This is a genomic window from Dactylosporangium sp. CS-033363 (assembly GCF_050942475.1).
GTDB lineage: Bacteria > Actinomycetota > Actinomycetes > Mycobacteriales > Micromonosporaceae > Dactylosporangium.
Genome location: NZ_CP192032.1, coordinates 133,330 through 150,827 on the forward strand (window position 1 = coordinate 133,330; position 17,498 = coordinate 150,827).

Annotated in this window: 20 protein-coding genes; 8 read left to right on the top strand and 12 right to left on the bottom strand. The window is 70.8% G+C overall.

What is annotated here, in order from left to right; genetic code table 11:
- Positions 1 to 10: 10 nt before the first annotated feature.
- From ACQPZ4_RS00655 to ACQPZ4_RS00675, 5 genes are all read right to left on the bottom strand, one after another.
- Positions 11 to 994, bottom strand: coding sequence for an alpha-ketoacid dehydrogenase subunit beta (locus tag ACQPZ4_RS00655; RefSeq protein ID WP_433054525.1), 984 nt, complete (start codon positions 992 to 994; stop codon positions 11 to 13).
- Complete coding sequence (gene pdhA / locus ACQPZ4_RS00660; RefSeq protein ID WP_433054528.1) at positions 994 to 2,127, bottom strand: pyruvate dehydrogenase (acetyl-transferring) E1 component subunit alpha; 1,134 nt, start codon at positions 2,125 to 2,127, stop codon at positions 994 to 996. Before pdhA ends, ACQPZ4_RS00655 begins: the two co-directional genes overlap by 1 nt.
- Positions 2,128 to 2,451: 324 nt before the next feature.
- On the bottom strand, positions 2,452 to 2,589 hold the full coding sequence (locus tag ACQPZ4_RS00665) for a hypothetical protein (protein WP_433054531.1): 138 nt from the start codon (positions 2,587 to 2,589) through the stop codon (positions 2,452 to 2,454).
- Positions 2,590 to 2,956: 367 nt separating this feature from the next.
- Positions 2,957 to 3,136 (bottom strand): hypothetical protein, encoded by a 180-nt coding sequence (locus tag ACQPZ4_RS00670; RefSeq protein WP_433054534.1) that lies wholly within the window; start codon positions 3,134 to 3,136, stop codon positions 2,957 to 2,959.
- A gap of 9 nt (positions 3,137 to 3,145) precedes the next feature.
- Entirely contained in the window at positions 3,146 to 3,403 is a 258-nt protein-coding gene (locus ACQPZ4_RS00675; RefSeq protein ID WP_433054537.1) for a hypothetical protein, read from the bottom strand.
- Positions 3,404 to 3,577: 174 nt separating this feature from the next.
- Here ACQPZ4_RS00675 and ACQPZ4_RS00680 point away from each other — a divergent pair, with 174 nt between their 5' ends.
- From ACQPZ4_RS00680 to ACQPZ4_RS00695, 4 genes are all read left to right on the top strand, one after another.
- Positions 3,578 to 4,417 carry a helix-turn-helix domain-containing protein gene (locus ACQPZ4_RS00680; RefSeq protein WP_433054540.1) on the top strand — a complete coding sequence of 280 codons (840 nt, stop codon included), beginning with the start codon at positions 3,578 to 3,580 and terminating at the stop codon, positions 4,415 to 4,417.
- A gap of 29 nt (positions 4,418 to 4,446) precedes the next feature.
- Entirely contained in the window at positions 4,447 to 4,647 is a 201-nt protein-coding gene (locus ACQPZ4_RS00685) for a DUF397 domain-containing protein (protein ID WP_433054543.1), read from the top strand.
- 301 nt (positions 4,648 to 4,948) lie between these two features.
- On the top strand, positions 4,949 to 5,485 hold the full coding sequence (locus ACQPZ4_RS00690; RefSeq protein WP_433054546.1) for a GNAT family N-acetyltransferase: 537 nt from the start codon (positions 4,949 to 4,951) through the stop codon (positions 5,483 to 5,485).
- Between the two features lie 212 nt (positions 5,486 to 5,697).
- Positions 5,698 to 7,374, top strand: a complete 1,677-nt coding sequence (locus ACQPZ4_RS00695; RefSeq protein ID WP_433054549.1) for a DUF4192 domain-containing protein — start codon at positions 5,698 to 5,700, stop codon at positions 7,372 to 7,374.
- A 700-nt stretch (positions 7,375 to 8,074) separates the two neighbouring features.
- Here ACQPZ4_RS00695 and fdhD read toward each other — a convergent pair.
- A complete protein-coding gene (gene fdhD / locus ACQPZ4_RS00700; protein ID WP_433054552.1) occupies positions 8,075 to 8,962 on the bottom strand; it encodes a formate dehydrogenase accessory sulfurtransferase FdhD in 888 nt (295 codons plus the stop codon).
- Between the two features lie 97 nt (positions 8,963 to 9,059).
- On the opposite strand from fdhD, the gene mobA reads away from it, so the two are divergent.
- From mobA to ACQPZ4_RS00715, 3 genes are read left to right on the top strand one after another with little or no spacing between them, the layout of a single operon-like run.
- On the top strand, positions 9,060 to 9,623 hold the full coding sequence (mobA, locus tag ACQPZ4_RS00705) for a molybdenum cofactor guanylyltransferase (protein ID WP_433066092.1): 564 nt from the start codon (positions 9,060 to 9,062) through the stop codon (positions 9,621 to 9,623).
- Positions 9,620 to 9,856, top strand: coding sequence for a DUF6457 domain-containing protein (locus ACQPZ4_RS00710; RefSeq protein ID WP_433054555.1), 237 nt, complete (start codon positions 9,620 to 9,622; stop codon positions 9,854 to 9,856). Before mobA ends, ACQPZ4_RS00710 begins: the two co-directional genes overlap by 4 nt.
- 46 nt (positions 9,857 to 9,902) lie before the next feature.
- The gene (locus ACQPZ4_RS00715) at positions 9,903 to 10,985 is read left to right on the top strand and encodes a T3SS (YopN, CesT) and YbjN peptide-binding chaperone 1 (protein ID WP_433054558.1); all 1,083 of its coding nucleotides are present in this window, start codon (positions 9,903 to 9,905) and stop codon (positions 10,983 to 10,985) included.
- A gap of 6 nt (positions 10,986 to 10,991) precedes the next feature.
- On the opposite strand, the gene ACQPZ4_RS00720 is transcribed toward ACQPZ4_RS00715, so the two are convergent.
- Positions 10,992 to 12,764, bottom strand: coding sequence for a beta-propeller domain-containing protein (locus ACQPZ4_RS00720; RefSeq protein ID WP_433054561.1), 1,773 nt, complete (start codon positions 12,762 to 12,764; stop codon positions 10,992 to 10,994).
- An 82-nt stretch (positions 12,765 to 12,846) separates the two neighbouring features.
- Complete coding sequence (locus ACQPZ4_RS00725; RefSeq protein ID WP_433054564.1) at positions 12,847 to 13,335, bottom strand: Lrp/AsnC family transcriptional regulator; 489 nt, start codon at positions 13,333 to 13,335, stop codon at positions 12,847 to 12,849.
- A gap of 86 nt (positions 13,336 to 13,421) precedes the next feature.
- Here ACQPZ4_RS00725 and ddaH point away from each other — a divergent pair, with 86 nt between their 5' ends.
- The gene (ddaH, locus tag ACQPZ4_RS00730; protein ID WP_433066094.1) at positions 13,422 to 14,207 is read left to right on the top strand and encodes a dimethylargininase; all 786 of its coding nucleotides are present in this window, start codon (positions 13,422 to 13,424) and stop codon (positions 14,205 to 14,207) included.
- Positions 14,208 to 14,245: 38 nt separating this feature from the next.
- Here the strand turns inward: ddaH and ACQPZ4_RS00735 are convergent, their stop codons facing one another.
- From ACQPZ4_RS00735 to ACQPZ4_RS00750, 4 genes are read right to left on the bottom strand one after another with little or no spacing between them, the layout of a single operon-like run.
- Complete coding sequence (locus ACQPZ4_RS00735; protein ID WP_433054567.1) at positions 14,246 to 14,776, bottom strand: hypothetical protein; 531 nt, start codon at positions 14,774 to 14,776, stop codon at positions 14,246 to 14,248.
- Between the two features lie 36 nt (positions 14,777 to 14,812).
- The gene (locus ACQPZ4_RS00740; protein WP_433054570.1) at positions 14,813 to 15,442 is read right to left on the bottom strand and encodes a hypothetical protein; all 630 of its coding nucleotides are present in this window, start codon (positions 15,440 to 15,442) and stop codon (positions 14,813 to 14,815) included.
- A gap of 9 nt (positions 15,443 to 15,451) precedes the next feature.
- A complete protein-coding gene (locus ACQPZ4_RS00745) occupies positions 15,452 to 16,813 on the bottom strand; it encodes a sensor histidine kinase (RefSeq protein ID WP_433054573.1) in 1,362 nt (453 codons plus the stop codon).
- Positions 16,806 to 17,423, bottom strand: a complete 618-nt coding sequence (locus ACQPZ4_RS00750; protein ID WP_433066096.1) for a response regulator transcription factor — start codon at positions 17,421 to 17,423, stop codon at positions 16,806 to 16,808. Before ACQPZ4_RS00750 ends, ACQPZ4_RS00745 begins: the two co-directional genes overlap by 8 nt.
- Positions 17,424 to 17,498 lie beyond the last annotated feature (75 nt).

Sequence of the window (17,498 nt, forward strand, 5' to 3'; positions counted from 1 at the left end):
GCGCGGCCCCCTAGAACCCGAACGAGCGGTCGACGGCGTCGAGCACCCGGTCGAGGTCCGGAAGGTACTCCTCCTCCAGGCGCGCGGCCGGGTAGGGGGTGTCGAAGCCGGTGACGCGCAGGACCGGGGCCTCGAGGGAGTAGAAGCACTCCTCCGTGATCCGGGCCGAGACCTCCGAGCCGAGGCCCAGGTTGCCGGGCGCCTCGTGGACGACGACGGCGCGGCCGGTGCGGCGCACCGAGTCGTACACCGGCTTCATGTCCAGCGGGGAGAGCGTGCGCAGGTCGATGACCTCGAGCGAGCGCCCGTCCTCCTCGGCCGCGGTGGCGGCGTCCAGCGCGGTGCGCACCATCGGGCCGTAGGCGATCACGGTGACGTCGGTGCCGGCCCGGGCGACGCGCGAGGCGTGCAGCGGCAGGCTGGCCGAGTCGACGTTGACCTCGCCCTTCTCCCAGTAGCGGCGCTTGGGCTCCATGAACACGATCGGGTCGTCGGACTCGATCGACTGCTGCATCATCCAGTACGCGTCGTCGGGGGTCGCGCAGGAGACGACCTTCAGCCCGGCGGTGTGGGCGAAGTAGGCCTCGGGGGACTCCGAGTGGTGCTCGACCGCGCCGATGCCGCCGCCGAACGGGATGCGGATGACGATCGGCAGGCTGAGCCGGCCGCCCGAGCGGTAGTGCATCTTCGCGACCTGCGAGACGATCTGGTCGTACGCGGGGTACACGAAGCCGTCGAACTGGATCTCGCAGACCGGCCGGTAGCCGCGGATGGCCAGGCCCACCGCGGTGCCGATGATGCCGGACTCGGCCAGCGGGGTGTCGATCACCCGGTCCTCGCCGAAGTCCTTCTGCAGCCCGTCGGTGATGCGGAAGACGCCGCCCAGCTTGCCGACGTCCTCGCCCATGATCAGGACCTTGTCGTCGCGCTCCATGGCGCGGCGCAGCCCGGTGTTGAGCGCCTTGCCGATCGAGAGGTTCTCGGTGGCGGCCATCAGTGCCCACTCCCCTCGAAGGACGCGAGGTACTTGGCGAACTGTTCCTTCTGCTGCGCGAGCTCTTCGGAGCCGTGCGGGTACACGTGATCGAACAGCGTCATCGGATCGGGATCCGGCATGGAGAGCACCCGCTCCCGCAGGCTGACCGCGGCCACCCGGGCCTCCTCGTCGACGGCGTCGAAGTAGTCGTCCTTCGCCATCTTCTGCTTGGTCAGGAACCCGCGGAGCCGCTTGATCGGATCCTTGGCCTGCCAGGCCTCGACCTCGCTCGCGATGCGGTAGCGGGTCGGGTCGTCGGAGGTGGTGTGCGCACCCATGCGGTACGTGTACGCCTCGATCAGCGACGGGCCCTGGCCGTGCCGGGCGTCGTCCAGCGCCTTGCGGGTGACCGCATAGCAGGCGAGCACGTCGTTGCCGTCCACCCGCAGGCCGGGGAAGCCGAAGCCGCTGGCCCGGTGGTACAGCGGAACGCGGGTCTGGCGCTCCAGGGGCTCGGAGATCGCGTACTGGTTGTTCTGGCAGAAGAACACCAGCGGCGCGTTGAAGACCGACGCCCAGATGAAGGCCTCGTTGACGTCGCCCTGGCTGGTGGCGCCGTCGCCGAAGTACGCGATGACCGCCTCGCCGTCGTCGGAGCCGACCTTGCCGTCCTTGGTGATGCCCATGGCGTAGCCGGTCGCGTGCAGCGTCTGCGCGCCGATGACGATCGTGTACATGTTGAACTTGCACTCGTTGGGGTCCCAGGCACCCTGGTCGACCCCGCGGAAGAGGCTCAGCGGCATGATCGGGTCGATGCCGCGGGTGTAGAGCACGCCGTGCTCGCGGTAGGTCGGGAACGCCATGTCCTGCGCGCGCAGGGCCCGGCCGGAGCCGACCTGGGCCGCCTCCTGGCCCAGCAGGCTCGCCCAGATGCCCAGCTCGCCCTGGCGCTGCAGCGCGGTGGCCTCGGCGTCGAGCTTCCTGACCACGACGAGGTCGTGGTAGAGCGAGCGGTACTCCTCGTCGGTGAAGTCGACCGTGTAGTCGGGGTGTTCGACTCGGTCGCCCTCGGGGGTGAGCAGCTGCACGAACGCGGGTTCCGGCGCGGCCCGTGTCCCTGACGCCCGGGCCTTGACTTCGCCCTTCGCCATCCGTTTTCTCCCTGTCGTCTCTCGCGTCGGCAGCGGGGGTTGACCCTGCCGCGCGGCGGGGGTGTCTGCCACGCGGCGACCCGGTGGGGTCGGCGCGCCGCGTTGGACATGACGGGCAGTCATGTCCGGGAGCCGACCCCGGGGCTCTGCCTCGCAGGGTATGCGGAGGCTACGGCCCCGTTGCCGGTGTGTGTCCAGCATCGCAGAAGGCGTGTGGATCGACACTATGGAGTCCTGCTAACTCCGTGTCTTTGCCGGGTTGCGTGCAGTTAGTCCGATTGACCCCGCTAGGTTTGGAGTTCTGGTGTCTTCGGACGTGCGACATCACCGGCTGTTCTCGCCCAACCGGCGGCCGTTGCTGATCTCCGCGCTGCTTGTCCTGCTCACGTCGGTGCCGACCATGATCGTCGTGGTCGCCGGCAGCGCCACCCTGGACAGCGCGCCGCAGACCCGGGCCCCCATCGTCGCCGCACCGCAGCCGGGGCCGGGCGTGCTGAGCTCCGGACCGACGTCGGGTCTGCACGCCTCGGGGCCGGCGGCCCGGCACTCGCTCGGCGCCGTGCCGACCGCACCTCAGCCACCATTACGCCCTCATGTCGCGCCGCGGGCGTCCCACGACTCGGGTGGTTCAGGCGGCGGGGGTACTCCGAGCAGGACCCGCCGGCCCGCGGAAGTCTCGCCACCCGGCGTGCTTTCGCCTCCTGCGGAGGAGGGCCCGCCGATCCAGGATCGGGCGTGGCCGGGGTGGGACGACAACATCAAAGAAACGGGTATCCATCAGGGTCGGTCGATCGGACATTTCCGGTCGGCCGATTCGGCGTCGGGGAGGCTACCGTCCGGCTCGCGTGTTCGAGTTGCGCGTCACGACCGCCCATGCCGTGGCGAACGGCTTGCATGGCCACTGCGGGCACCCCGCGGTGCAGCCCTTGGCGTGCCGGCCGGCCAGGGGCTGGTGGCGCTCGACGCGGCGGCGGGCATCGGTGATGGCGTGGTCGTAGATGACGGACATTGATGCTCCTCAGACGCCCTGCACCGCGGGCGCCGTCCAGAGCAGGCGCGCGGCGTAGAGCTGCTGTGCCGTGGCCAGCGCGGCCTCGGCGGAACGGAACACGGCGATCTCGGTCTGCCCGTTGCTCAGGCGCCAGGTCAGCACTGCCTGGTCGGGCAGCTCGTGCCCCCAGGCGACAACCTGCGGATGATCGTCATCGAGTGGATCAGCGACAATGCCGAAGAGCCGTGGCGCGCCTTCGAGCAGCAGCGTATCGTCCTCGAACACCGCTGATCTCCCTCCGGCCGAGGTGCGATCCGACGCGTCCAGAATGCACGTGCAGGTTTCCCGCGGCAATACGGACTTGCGAAGTTGAGTAGAGCAAGGCAATCGCTTACCCAACCCGCGCTTGCGCAGTACCCCGGTAACGGACACACTCGTCTTGAGTAATGGAGGTGAGCGGTGTCCAGCGCCCACAGCCCCACGTTCCCCCGATTCCAGTTGGGCAAGCAACTTCGCGAGTTGCGCGAGAAGGCCCGGCTCACCACGGAGGACGTCGGCCTGCAACTGGACTGCTCGCCGAGCACCATCAGCCGGATGGAAGGCGGCAAGGTCGGAATCCGGCGCAGCACGCTGGAGCGCCTGCTCGAGATTTACGAAGTTACTGATCAAGAACAGATCGACACATTGGTCGTACTCGCGCGGCAGGGCAAGACGCGGGGCTGGTTCGCCCGCTACGGCGATCTGCCGTCGAGCTACTCCCGCTACATCGGGCTCGAGTCCAGCGCGATCGAGATGCGTGACTACGAGGCGCTCGTGGTGCCGGGGATGCTCCAGACCGAGGAGTACACCCGCGCCCTGCTGGCCGCCTCGCCCGGTGAGTCGGAGGACGCCGTCGAGGCGCACGTGAAGGCGCGCCGCGACCGGCAGAACCTGCTCAGCCGCACTGAAGCACCCCTGCAGCTCATAGCGGTCCTCGATGAGAGCGTCATCCGGCGCAGCATCGGCGGGCCTGACGTCATGCGGTCGCAGCTCAAGCACCTGGCCGACATGGGCCGGGCGAGAAACGTGACGGTCCAGATCCTGCCCTTCTCCGGAGGGGCATATGCCGGCATGGCTGGATCGTTCGCGATTCTCAAGTTCCAAGATGCACCAAGCGTCGTGTACGCCGAGGCCATGACCGGCGACATCTACCCGGCCGCCGATGATGTCCAGCGGTACGCCGACGTGTTCGAGAATCTGCGAGCTGCCGCGCTCAGCCCGTTGGAGTCGATCAACATGATCGAGGATTCTGCGAACTGAGTTCGGCCTTGACCCGAAGGAGTGCGCAGATGGCTGCGCTGAACGAGCAGTGGCACAAGCCCACACGAAGCGGTAACAACGGACAGTGCGTCGAAGCGCGGTTCGTCGACGGCGTCGTCGAGGTCCGCAACTCCAACTCCCCCGACGCGGGCTCGGTGCTTTTCACCCGCGCGGAATGGGACACCTTCATCGCCGCGGTCGACCAGGACGGCGAATTCCGCCTTCCGTAACGTGATCTCCCGCCCTTCTGTCGGGGCGGTGGCACCAGGTGCAAGGAAAACAGCGAAGGGACGACCCCCGACCGGGTCGTCCCTTCGTCGTAGCTGCGAGCCATTTTTGATGTTAACGCAAGGGCCCTACCAGGGACATCTCGTGATGTGCGGTCCGCGCGATGCAGCAAAAGTGGCGAATCGGGCCGGGTAGCAATCCTGCGATGTGGGTGTCGCGATCCGGCCCGGGTGCTTTCCCGGACCGGGTAGCAATCCTGCGATGTGGGTGTCGCGATCCGGCCCGGCGGAGTAACTATGAGTTATGAGCACTCAGGTGTCGTCGGCGACGCAGGTGTCCGCGCTCACGATCCGGTCGTACCGTCCGACCGACCATCGCGAGTGCCGCCAGCTCTGGGCCGAGATGACCGCGGCTGACGCGGGTCTCTACGGGGCCACGTCCGACGACGACTCCGGGGCGGCCTTCGAGGAGTACCTCACCCGGCTGGATCTTTCCGGGATGTGGGTGGCCTCTGATGTCGGCGGCGGGGTCGTCGGGATGGTGGGTCTCCTGCTGGACGGGCGCGGGGGTGAGGTCGAGCCGCTGGTGGTCTCGTCGTCCCGGCGGGGCGAGGGGATCGGGCGGACGCTTCTCTCCCACGTGGCTGATCAGGGGCGGCGGCGGGGGCTCGGGCGGTTGAGCATCTCGCCTTCGGCTCGGAATCTTGATGCGATTCGGTGCTTGCATGCGGCCGGGTATGACGCGCTGGCTCGGCTGACGTTGTCGATCGATCTGCAGTCTTCCCGGGAGTCGGTGTTCCGGGACGGGGTCGATTTGTATGACCTTCGGTTTCGTTACTGACGCTCTCTGTATATAGATATGTCGGGCGCTGCGCGCCACGACATATCTCCTATATCATCATTTTTTGGGGTTCGTCCGTTTTGGGCGACTATGCCGATGTGGTTGCCCGGTTTTCGTAACGTTCGCAAGGCCTGTGGACAGCGGCGGGGTGGTTATCCACAGGCGAAAACTCGGTCTTCCGGGGCGGGGCGGGCGGGACGAGGCTCGTGGGCATGGCTTCCCGAATGCGCCTGCGCGGACCCGTCGAACTCCTCTCGGCCATGCCCTACCTGCTGGGCTTCCACCCCACCGACAGCCTGGTCGCGCTCGGCCTGCGCGGCAGCGGGCTGCACCTGCAGCTGCGCGGCGACCTGCCCCACGACCACGACGCCGCGGTGGTGCTGGCAGACCACTACGGCCGGCTGTTCCGCCGCAACGGCATAGACGGCGCCCTGCTGGTGGGCTACGGACCGCCGGCGCGAGCGGAGCCCTTCCTCGAGGCCGTACAGGCGGCGATGACGGCCCGGGGCATCACCATCCTGGACGTGCTGCGAACGCACGAGGGCCGCTTCTGGTCGCTGCTGTGCATGATCCCGGGCTGCTGTCCGGCGGAGGGCCGCCCGTTCGACCCGTCCACCACGGTCATCGCGGCCGAGGCGACCCTCGCGGGGATGGTCGCCCTGCCCTCGCGAGGGGCGGTGGCGGCCTCGTTCGCCGGCCCGGTCGGCCCGGCCCTGGTGGCCATGGAGGAGGCGGGCAACCGATCCAACCTGCGCATGATCAGGCTCGTTACAGGCCAGGACCCGTCTCGTGTACGCGCAGCCGCCGTCGCCGCCGGCCGCGCCGCCCTCGAAGCGGCGCTCACCACCTACGGCGCGGGCGGACGCCTGACCGACGACGAGATCGCGTGGCTACAGGTGCTCCTGCTGATCGTGGACTTCCGAGACCGCGCGTGGGAGCGATTGGACCGCGACACACGCAACGGCTCGACGACGGAGGGCCACCTGCGGCTGTGGACCGACATGGTGCGCCGCTGCGAGCCGGCGGCCTGCGCGCCTTCGGCGGTGCTGCTGTCCTACCTGTCCTGGCGGCTCGGGAACGGGTTGCACGCGACGCTGGCCTTGGACCGCGCGTTAGACGCCGACCCGGGGTACTCGGCGGCCGGCCTGATGGCCGAAATCCTGGGGCGGGGGTTGTCGCCGGAGCAGGTACCGCCGATCGGACGGTCCCGCCGAAGGCGCCGCAAGCCCCGCCGGGTTTCGGCGCGGGCCTTGACCTTCGCCCACACCGGCACGCCCCCGACTGCCGCTACAGGTGACGGCGCGACCTCGGCCGATGGCGCGAACGGCTCGAACGCCGGCCCGGCGGGCGGCATCGGCGGTTCGAGCCTCGGCGCGGCGCGCGGTGTCGGCGGTTCGAGCCTCGGCGCGGCGGGCGGTGTCGGCGGTTCGAGCGTTGGGGCGGCGGGCGGTGTCGGCGGTCCGAGCGTTGGGGCGGCGGGCGGTGTCGGCGGTCCGAGCGTTGGGGCGGCGCGCGGTGTCGGCGGTCCGAGCGTTGGGGCGGCGGGCGGTGTCGGCGGTCCGAGCGTTGGGGCGGCGCGCGGTGTCGGCGGTCCGAGCCTCGGCGCGGGACCTTCGGGCGGCTCGAGCGTCGGTCCGGGCGGTCCGAACGTCGGCACGGGACCTTCGGGCGGTGCTGGCGGTGCGGGCAGCGGTGCTGGCGGTGCGGGCAGCGGAGCGGGCGGTGCGGGTGTCGGCGCAGGAGCCTCGGGCGGTGCGAGCGTCGGTTCGAGTGTTGGGCGTGGGGCGGGGCCTCGCTCCCGAATGCGGCCCCGATCGCGAGCAGGCGTCTGTTCCATGGCGGACGGCGCGGAGTCGTTGGCCGACGGTGTCGAGGGGCAACCGACGTGAGCTGACGAGGTGAGCGCTCCAGACGCGGGCGACGGGCTGGTCGAGGGGCGGCGGGCGCGGGCTGACGAGGTGAGCGCTTCAGAGGCGGCGCGACGGACTGATCGAAGGGCAACCGACGTGGGCTGACGAGGTGAGCGCTCCAGAGGCGGGGCGACGGGCTGATCGAGGGGTGGCGGGGCGTGGGCTGACGAGGCGTGGTCGGCCCACGTCACCCGGCGTGCGATGAAGGAACGGCGGCTCGAGCTGACGAGGGGGAGGGCCTTCGGCATCGGCTGATGAGGTGCGGCGGTGAGCTCGGCGGGCGGCCAGCGCGTGGACTGACCAGGTGCCGTGGCGGGTGACGCCGGCGGGGCGGAGGTTGGTTCACGTGAAACGGTCGGGCTCGTTGAGGACGGCAGGCGCGGGCCGATGCCGCGCGGCGGAGTGCTCGGCGGGCAGCGCCGACGTGGGACCTTGCGCGGCGTGGGACCTTGCGCGGCGTGGGACCTTGCGCGGCGTGGGACCTTGCGCGGCGTGGGACCTTGCGCGGCGTGGGACCTTGCGCGCGTTGGGCTTGCATGGGCGTGGGACCTTGCGCGGCGGGGGGCTTGCGAGGGCGTGGCCTGACTAGGCGTCGGCTCGCGGGGTGTGGCCTGACGCGGTGTGGCTTGCGCGGTGGGGCCGGTCGGACGGAGGGCTGGGGGGGGGTGGGTTGGTGCGGCTAGTGGTGTGCGGGAAGGGGTGGGACGCCGGTCAGGCGGTGGGCGGCGGCGTAGACGTTGAAGGTTGGGCCGCGTAGGAAGCCGATCAAGGTCAGGCCGGCCTCGGTGGCCAGGTCCACGGCGAGGGTGCTGGGGGCGGACACCGCGGCGAGCAGGGGGATGCCGGCCATCCAGGCCTTTTGGCAGAGTTCGAAGCTGGCTCGGCCGCTGACCATCAGGAGGTGGTTGGAGAGGGGGAGGCGTTCCTGGCGTACGGCCCAGCCGATGACCTTGTCGACCGCGTTGTGGCGGCCGATGTCCTCGCGTAGGCAGACCAGGTCGCCGTCCGGGGTGAACAGGCCGGCGGCGTGTAGGCCGCCTGTTGTTTCGAAGGCTCGTTGGCGTTTGCGTAGGGCGTCCGGCAAGGCGGACACGACCTCCGGTGTGACGGTCAGGGGGTCGGCGGCGACGTTGAAGGGTGAGCGGGTGCGGACTGCGTCGATGCTGGCTTTGCCGCATACGCCGCAGGAGGACGTGGTGTAGAAGTTGCGGGCGGCCGCCTGCGTGAGCGGGACGGGTACGTCGGGGCTCAGGCGGATGTCCACCACGTTGTACGTGTTCGGCTCCTCGTCGCCGGCGCACAACTTGGCGGTCACCACGTCCGAAGCCTTCCGGATGACGCCCTCGGTCAGCAGGAAACCGATGGCCAGGTCCAGGTCGTCGCCGGGGGTGCGCATGGTTACCGCCAGCGGGGAACCGTCTACGCGGATCTCCAGGGGTTCCTCGGCCGCGAGGGTGTCCGGGGCCAGGCGGGCCTCGACCTGGACGGAAGTCGCGACGGCCGAGGTGGGCTCAGGGGCGGGCAAGTGGACGCGGACTATGGTGCGGCGTTGCGTTACGCGGCCCATGTGGGCGGCCCCCTTGGCTGAGCGGCGGTGGCGTTTCGGGGTTCTCGTCCGACGGTAAGTTCTCGTTGTGCTTGAGGGGAACGTACCGCTGGCTGCGGTGATTTTGGCCGGTGGCCGGGCGGCCCGGCTCGGGGGGCGGGACAAGCCGATGGTCGCCGTCGGTGGGGTGCCCATGCTGGTGCGGGTCGTGAACGCCGTGCGTGAAGTGGGGGCCTCGCCCGTCGTTGTGGTCGGGCCCGATCGTGAAGGGCTGCCGCCCGGGATCACGGTTGTACGAGAAGAGCCAGCCGGGGGAGGGCCCGTGGCGGCGGCCGCCGTCGGAGTGGCCGCGGTGGCGGAAAACGAGAAGGTCGCGCTGCTGGCGTCTGATTTGCCGCTTTTGTCGGCAGAGGCGATTCGCGTACTCCTGCGTGGGCTCGGGGCGAAAGACGGGGCACTGTTTGTCGATGGGGAAGGGCGGCGGCAACTGCTCTGCGGGGTCTGGCGAGTCCGGGCGCTGCGGCGGGCCATCCAGCAGTTCGGGGAGCCCGGCGGCGGGTCGCTGCGGCGGCTGCTGCAGCACCTCGAGGTCAATGAGGTGCGGTGGGAGGGGGAGCGGGCGCCGTACGTGGACTGCGATACCGAAGAGGACCTGGGCAAGGCGAGAAGGGCAGTGCAGTGAGCGAGAACGTGCTCGGGGAGTGGCTGGCGCAAGCGGCAGAGGCGTTGGGGGTCGACGCGCCCGACGACGGGGTGCGGGACGCCGTGCTCGATCTTGCTAGAGACGTGGCGCACAACGTGGCGAGACCCGGGGCGCCGCTCACGGCGTTTCTGCTCGGGGTGGCGGTTGGGCAGGGGGCGGATGTGCAGGCCACCAGTGCCGAGTTGAGTCGGCTGGCCACCCGCGCCGAGTGAGCGATCGACTCTGGATAGGGTGAGGGCGCGGGAGAGGGAGGCGATCATGGCTGGTGAGTCCGGCAATGCGCTGTTCGACGACGAGGACCCGGCGGGTGGCAACCTCAAGGAGAAGGTGGCCGAGGCCTGGCGGGAGTTTGCGCGGCAACTGGTGGACGGGCTGCGCGGGCTCGAACCGGGAACCACGCTCGACGTGACGCTCGATCCAACGGCCTCCGGGACCGGGGACGCGGTGTACTCGGTGCAGGTCACCGGGGAAGAGGACGATCAGCTTGCGGCCACGGCCGTCAGCAATGCCGATCTGCCTCCGGCGTACCGGCTCGACCGTACCGTCATCGCGGAAATCGTGGCATTGGGCTGGTCGCCGCCCGGAGTTGTGCCGGGGTCGGGCGAGTCGTTCGGGCTGCGGGTCGGCAAGGGCGAGGCGCAGCAGCTGAGCCGGCTGATCACGCGCACGCTGCGGGACAGCTATGGGGCGCCGCATCCCGCGTTTTTGACGTACTTGGCGCATGACGCCGAGGGGCGGGTCGCGCCGGTGCCGGCGCTCGGGGTGGCGCGGTCGATCGCCTCGATCGCGGACGCGGACGGCGACGGGGTCGTCGACGTGGTGCGGGCCGGTGCGGGGAGCCTCGCCGAGCTGGCCGACCAGACCGAGGACCTGCCGCTGTACGACAAGGTGACGACCGTCGTCGCGAAGCTCATGAAGACCACGCCCGAGGAGTTGCCGATCGATCCCGACGGGGACATCGGCATCCGGTCGGGGTCGGCGATGGTGTTCGTGCGGGTGCGCGACAACCCGCCGCTGGTCGACGTGTTCTCGCCGATCCTCACCGAGGTGGAGCCGACCGAGCGGCTCTACGTGAAGCTCTCGGAGCTGACCAACCGGATGCCGATCGGCCGCCTGTACTGCACGAACGACACCGTGTGGGCCAGCGTTCCGGTCTTCGGGCGCGACTTCCAGGCCACCCACCTCATGCTCGCCGTGCAGGTGATGACCGGGCTCGCGGACGAGCTGGACGACCGCCTGCACGGCGAGTTCGGCGGCAAGCGCTTCTTCGGCGAGGGCGACAAGCCGAAGCAGACGCAGGCGATCGCCGGCGAGAGCGAACGAACCGGGATGTATCTGTAAGCGAAGCTAGTCGAGCTGGATCCACGCCTGCTGGGCGAGCGTCGCGAGATCGTTCGCCTGCAGGCCGTGGTTGGAGACGGTCCACAGCGTGCCGCCGATCACCAGCGACCTGGTGATGTAGCTGTACTGCCCCGGGTGCACGATCGAGCCCGCCTTCGTGACCTGGTTGTCGTGGACCGTCAGCACCAGGGCGGCCGGCTGCTGACCGTTCATTGGCAGTACCAAGGAACCCGTCGCGGGCCAGAAGAGGAAGGCGTGCGGGTCGAATTCGGCCTCCGAGCCGGTGCCGGGGACCTGGAACTGGGCCAGCCGGGCCGGTTCGGCGAGATTGTGCACGTCGAACAGGGAGACCTGCAGGCCCTGCACCCGCCCCTGCTGGCTGGCCTCCTGGCCGACGCCGAGCAGCCGGCCGTCGCCTGCGGGGTGCAGGTAGGCCGAGTAGCCGGTGATCTTGAGTTCGCCCAGGACGCGGGGGGCGGCGGGGTTGCTCAGGTCGAGCGTGTAGAGCGGGTCGGTCTGCTTGAAGGTGACGACGTACCCCGTGGTGCCGATGAAGCGCACCGAGTAGATCCGCTCGCCCTTGCCCAGGCCGCCGACCTTGCCGGCCTCGGCGAGCGCGCCGCCGCGCTGTTCGAGCACGTACACGGTCGAGGCGTCGTTCGCGGTCGTCGCGACCCGCAGGCGGCCGTCCCACTCGGACAGCGCGTACTGGTTGATCAGCCAGCCCGGGACCTCGCCGGCCGCCACGTACCTGGGCTTGGCGGTACCCGCGATCGTGAACTTGAACAGCTGGGTCTTCGGGTCCGGCGCCGGGCCGGCCCGCTTGACCATCACGCCGGGGGACGTGCGCCAGCGCTGGTCGTTCGCGACGTACAGGCTGGGGCCGTTGGCGTAGACGGTGCCGCCGTCGGCCGCGACCGTGACGGGGTCGCCGGAGCCGAGGCCGGCCGCGCCGAGGTCGAAGCTGGTCACGGTGAGCAGCGAGGTTCCCGAATACGTCTCCGGCAGCTGTACCGCACCGCAGCCGACCTGCCCGTCGGTCTTCCTGCCCGCGGCGTCGGTCGAGCTGTACCGCGGCAGCCAGGCCTCGACGGGCGCGGCCGCGATCACGGCCCGGTTGGCCGCCACCCGCTCGTCGTCGCTCTTGGTCTGCCGGCCCTTGACCGAGTCCGGGAACTCGATGCGCGGCGCGGAGCGGATCACGACCCGGGCCATGGTGCCGACCTGGCGGGCGTCGACGAAGGCGCCGTCGATGCGGTACGAGCCGAGGATCTTGGGAGCTCCGGCGAGGTCGACGAGGGTCAGCAGCACCCCGCCGCCGGCCCGCGGGTCGGAGTAGTCGTAGCCGATCACCAGCGCGCGGTCGCCTGACAGCAGCAGCTGGCTGGCGCCGACGGCCCCCTTGTCGGCCGCACTGGCGTCGCCGAGCGCGAGGGTGCCGCTGATCTTGCGGGTGGCGGCGTCGATCACGACCAGGCTGCCGACGGTGAGGGTGACGATCCGCTTGCCGTCGGTCTTGACGAAGTCGGGCTCGTCGACGCCGGCCTCGTGCGTGTTGGTGCCCGAAAAGTCCTTTTCGGCGCCGGACCCGGCGGCGGGCACCGCGGACTTCGCATCCGGGACGGCCCCGTTGAGCGTCGTCCGCATGCCGCCGGGAAGGTTGCCGAACCCCCACGGGCCGACGGCCTCGGCGGCCGCCGTGCGCAGGCCCTTGAGCAACTCCCCACAGTCGTCGTACGCGACGAGCTTCAGAGAAGGTGCAGCCGACGAAGACGACACACCCGATAAATCGGACTCGACGGTACATCCAGTAAGAGCCAGGCAAATAGCGCTCAGCACAAGAGCGGCGCGTCTCATGGCTCTACGACGGCGCCGGCCCGCCCACGGTTCCCGGGTCCGCCGCGATTCGTGGCGCGAGCGTCTCCACCAGCCGCGACAGCACGATCATGCTCCGCGTCGAGGTCACGAACGGCTCGGCCCGCAGCTTCTCCAGCGCCTCCTCGAGCCCGGCCATGTCCATGGCGCGCAGGTGGACGAGCGCGTCCGCCTCACCCGAGATGGTGTACGCCCCGACGACCGCCGGATGCCGCTGCGCCGCCGCCTTGAGCTGGGCCGGCGAGGTGCGCCCGGTGCAGAAGAGCTCGACGAACGCCTCGGTGGTCCAGCCGACCGCGCCCGGGTCGATCATGGCCGTATAGCCGCGGATCACTCCGCTGGATCGGAGCCGGTCGACGCGCCGTTTGACGGCCGGGGCGGACAGTGCCACCCGGTCGCCGATGTCGGCATACGATGAGCGGGCGTCCTCCTGCAGCAGCGCAATGATTCGCTGGTCGATCGGGTCGAGACGCAATGAATCCCCTCTCGAAAGCAACTTTTCTCGCTACTTTGTGAAACACGGCGACTCTACCGTTTGATCTCGTGACGCGGTCGTATCTCATGTCGCCACCCGAGCACTTCGTGGTGGAATACGCGATCAATCCCTGGATGGACACCACCGCCCCGGTCGACACCGAGCTGGCCGTGAAGCAGTGGGAGGGCCTGCGCGAGGCGCTGGTCCGCCTGGGCCACGAGGTGCACGTCCTGGCGCCGGAGATCGGCCTGCCGGACATGGTCTACGCGGCCAACGGCGCGTTCTCGGTCGACGGCGTCGTCTACGGCGCGAAGTTCAAGTACCCGCAGCGCAGCGCCGAGGCGGACGCGCACCGGCGGTTCTACGACACGCTCGGCTGGCGGTACGTGATGCCGTCGGAGACCAACGAGGGCGAGGGTGACTTCACCTATCTGCCCGCGGCGCACGGCGGCCTGGTGCTCGCCGGGCACGGCTTCCGGACCGAGGTCGCCGCGCACGCGGAGGCCCAGGAGGCGCTCGGCCGGCCGGTGGTCTCGCTGCGCCTGGTCGATCCGCGCATGTACCACCTCGACGTGGCGCTGCAGCCGCTCGACGACGCCAACGTCGTGTACTACCCGGGGGCCTTCTCCGAGTCGTCGCGGCGGGTGCTCGCCCAGCTCTTCCCGGACGCGGTGGTGGCTACCGAGGAGGACGCGCTCGCGTTCGGCCTCAACCTCGTCTCCGACGGGCGCAATGTGGTGCTCAACAGCGAGGCCACCGGGCTGGCGGCACGGCTGCGCGAGGCCGGGTACGTCCCCGTCCCGGTCGAGCTGAGCGAGCTCAAGAAGGGCGGCGGCAGCGTGAAGTGCTGCATCGCCGAACTGCGGGCCTGAAGCCCGGCTTCACAACACCGTAAAACCGGGCTCCAGCATCAGGACGCGCCGGGCGCGGGTGCGTTGGTCATCAGGCCCGGCGGCGTCATCGGCGTGTCGGGTGAGGGCTGTTCGCTGGTCGTGTCGGCCCCGCGCACGACGACCCACTTCGCGGTCCACGTGGTCGCGGTGGCCGAGCCGGCCGTGCCCGCGACGGTCACCTGCATGCCCGGCTGAATGCCGTTGGTCTGCAGCGTGTGCCGCTTGTCGTACACCTTCAGGTCGGCCGGCAGCTGCCAGGAGCGCGTGAAGCCGTCCGACGAGCGGACCGTCGCCGTCGTCCGGGTCACCGTCGTCGCCTCGCCGTTCTGCAGCGCGACGCGGACCGGGCCGTCCTTCGTCTCCACGGTCCCCTCGCCGTGCAGCACGTTCTTGAGCATGTCGTGGTGCTGCCCGTGCCGGGGCGGGCCGGCTGAGCCGGGCGCGCTGGGCTCGGGCGTGGGCTGCGCCGTCGCGGTCGCGGGGGGCAGGGTGCCGATCACGGTCAGCACCGCCGCGCTGCAGAGCAGGCCTATCCGCGAGCGTTTCATCGGGGTACCTCCTCGGAGTCTGGCCGAGTAGGTTGGCTACCTCGGATCCCGCGCCGCAAACCTGACATATGGGGTGCCGAGTGTGCGGAACCCGTCGCCGGGGCGCTCGTGGCCGTCCGTCGAGTGGCCGAGGGCGTCGGCCGGGTCCTGGCACATGAGCACGTGCGAGGCCTGCGCCCCCAGCGCCGCGATGGGCCAGAACAGCAGGTGGACGAGCAGCCCCAGGATCTTGATGGCGATCACGTCGCCGACGCGGTGGCCGGTGTACTCGTGGCGGTACCAGCTGAGCACGAGCTGCCGGTAGCGCAGCCGGGCGACGTCGGCGCCGTCACGGTCGACGACGGGACCGTGCTCGTAGCCGACGCCGCGCACGATCACCGTGATGGCCCGCAGATTGAGCAGCCGGCGCACCGGCACCGACAGGACGGTGACCACGCCGCCGAGCCACCAGCCGGGCTGGTCCAGCCGGGTCAGCAGCAGGAACAGGACGATGTGCAGGACCGCGAGCGGCACCCCGACCCAGCGCAGCGCGACGCCCTGCGTGAAGATCCCGACCGGATCGGTGCCGACCCGCCGCAGCCGCTGCCAGAAGAGCACCTGGACCAGCAGGATGCCGAGCGACGCGCCGGCGCCGCTGAGCCCGAGGACCACCCACCAGGTGTGCATAGACCGCCATCATGACACGGACCGCAACGGGAAGGTGACCGTGAATTTCGCGCCGCCCTCGGGCGCGTGCCCGGCGTCGATGTGCGCACCGAGCCGGTGCGAGAGCTTGGCGGCCAGGGCCAGCCCGAGCCCGCTGCCGACCTTGCGCACGCCCTGATAGCGCCGCGACAGGGCGCCCCGCTCGAACGCCACCGCAAGGTCCTCGTCCGTGAAGCCCGGGCCGCCGTCCCGCACCTCGATTCGGGCCGCCGACGGTCCCGTGTGCAAAGCCAAAACCAGAGGAGCCTGCTCCGGTACCACCCGAAGGGCGTTTTCCAGCAGCCCGTCCAGGATCTGCCGGATCCGCCCGGGGTCCGTGATCACCGGCACCGCGAACGGCGGCAGCTCGGTGCGCAGGACCAGCCCGGCCGCGGCGACCCGCCCGCCCCACGCCTCGGCGGTCGTGGCGAGCAGCTGCGTGAGGTCCACCTCGACGACCTCGATCGGCAGGTCGGCCGCCTCCAGCCGGGCCAGCACGAGCAGGTCGGCGATCAGCCGGTCGAGCCGCTCGGCCTCGTCGAGCACGGTCTGCCCGGCCCGCTGGGCGCCCTCCGCGCCGACCACCCCGTCGGCCAGCGCCTCGGCGTACCCGCGGATCGTGGTCAGCGGCGTGCGCAGCTCGTGCGAGACGGACAGCAGGAACTCCCGCTCCCGCCCCTCGCTGGTGGCCAGCGCGGCGGTCAGCCCGTTCACGGCGTGCGCGAGCTCGGCGACCTCGGTCGGCCCGTCGGGCGCGATCCGCACCGTGCGGTCCCCGGCGCTCAGCCGCTTCGCCGCCGTCGCCACGGTGCGGATCGGCCGCGAGATCCGCCGCGCGAGCAGCGGCCCGGCGATGAGCCCGGCCGCGAGCCCGGCCAGCAGCGCGATCCAGAGCTGCCCGGCGAAGCGCGCCAGGGCCCCGCCCGGCGGCTGCTCGGCCAGCACGACCCCGTTGCCGTCCTTGCCGATCGCCCGCCCGGCCACGAGCCGGATCGTCCCGCCGACGACCGCCCGCCGCACGTCGACGTTCTGGCCGGCCGCGATCAGCTTGACCACGCCGGGCGGCAGGCCCTCGCGGTCGGGCTTTCCGGCGCGGATGAGGTACACGTCGATGCCCTGATCGGCCAGCCGCTTGGCCACGGTCGCCTCGTCGGCGGGGTTGCGCGGGGTGTTGGTGAAGCGGGGGCGCATCAGCTCGGCGGTGAGCTTGGTGTCGTCCGCGAGCCGCTCGCGGGCGGCCTTGTTGGCCTGGGTGGCGGTCAGCGGAATGCCGACGGCCGCGGTGACGAGCACCGACATCACCGCCACGACGCAGGTGACGAGCGCGGTGCGGGCGGCCAGGCTCTTAAGCATCGGCGGTGTACCCGACGCCGCGGACGGTCCGGATCACGGAGGCCGCCTCGCCGAGCTTGCCGCGGACCTGGGCGACGTGGACGTCGACGGTACGGGTGCCGCTGTGCGCGGCGTACCCCCAGACCGACCCCAGCAGCTCCTCGCGCGTGAACACCCGCCCCGGCCGCCCCATCAGGTGCGCCAGCAGGGAGAACTCGGTGGACGTGAGCGTCACGGGGGCGCCGTCGACGCGGCACTCCCGGCGCGCGGGGTCGATGCTGATCGGCCCGACGGTGCGCACCTGCTCGACGTCCGGCGGCCCCTGCGTGCGGCGCAGCACGGCCTTCACGCGCGAGACCAGTTCCCGCGGGCTGAACGGCTTGGTGATGTAGTCGTCCCCGCCGAGCTCGAGCCCGAGGATGCGATCGACCTCGTCGTCGCGGGCGGTCAGGAACAGCACCGGGGTCCAGTCCCCGGCCTCGCGCAGCCGCCGGCAGACCTCGGTCCCGTCCATGCCGGGCAGCGCGATGTCGAGCACGCAGGCCACCGGCCGGAGCTTCCGCGCGGCCGCGAGCCCGCCGGGCCCGTCGTGCTCGACGTGCACCCCGAAGCCCTCGCGGGCGAGGTACATCCGCAGCAGGTCGGCGATCGGCTTCTCGTCCTCGACGACGACCACGAGGCCCTTGCCCTGATCCACCGCCCCATT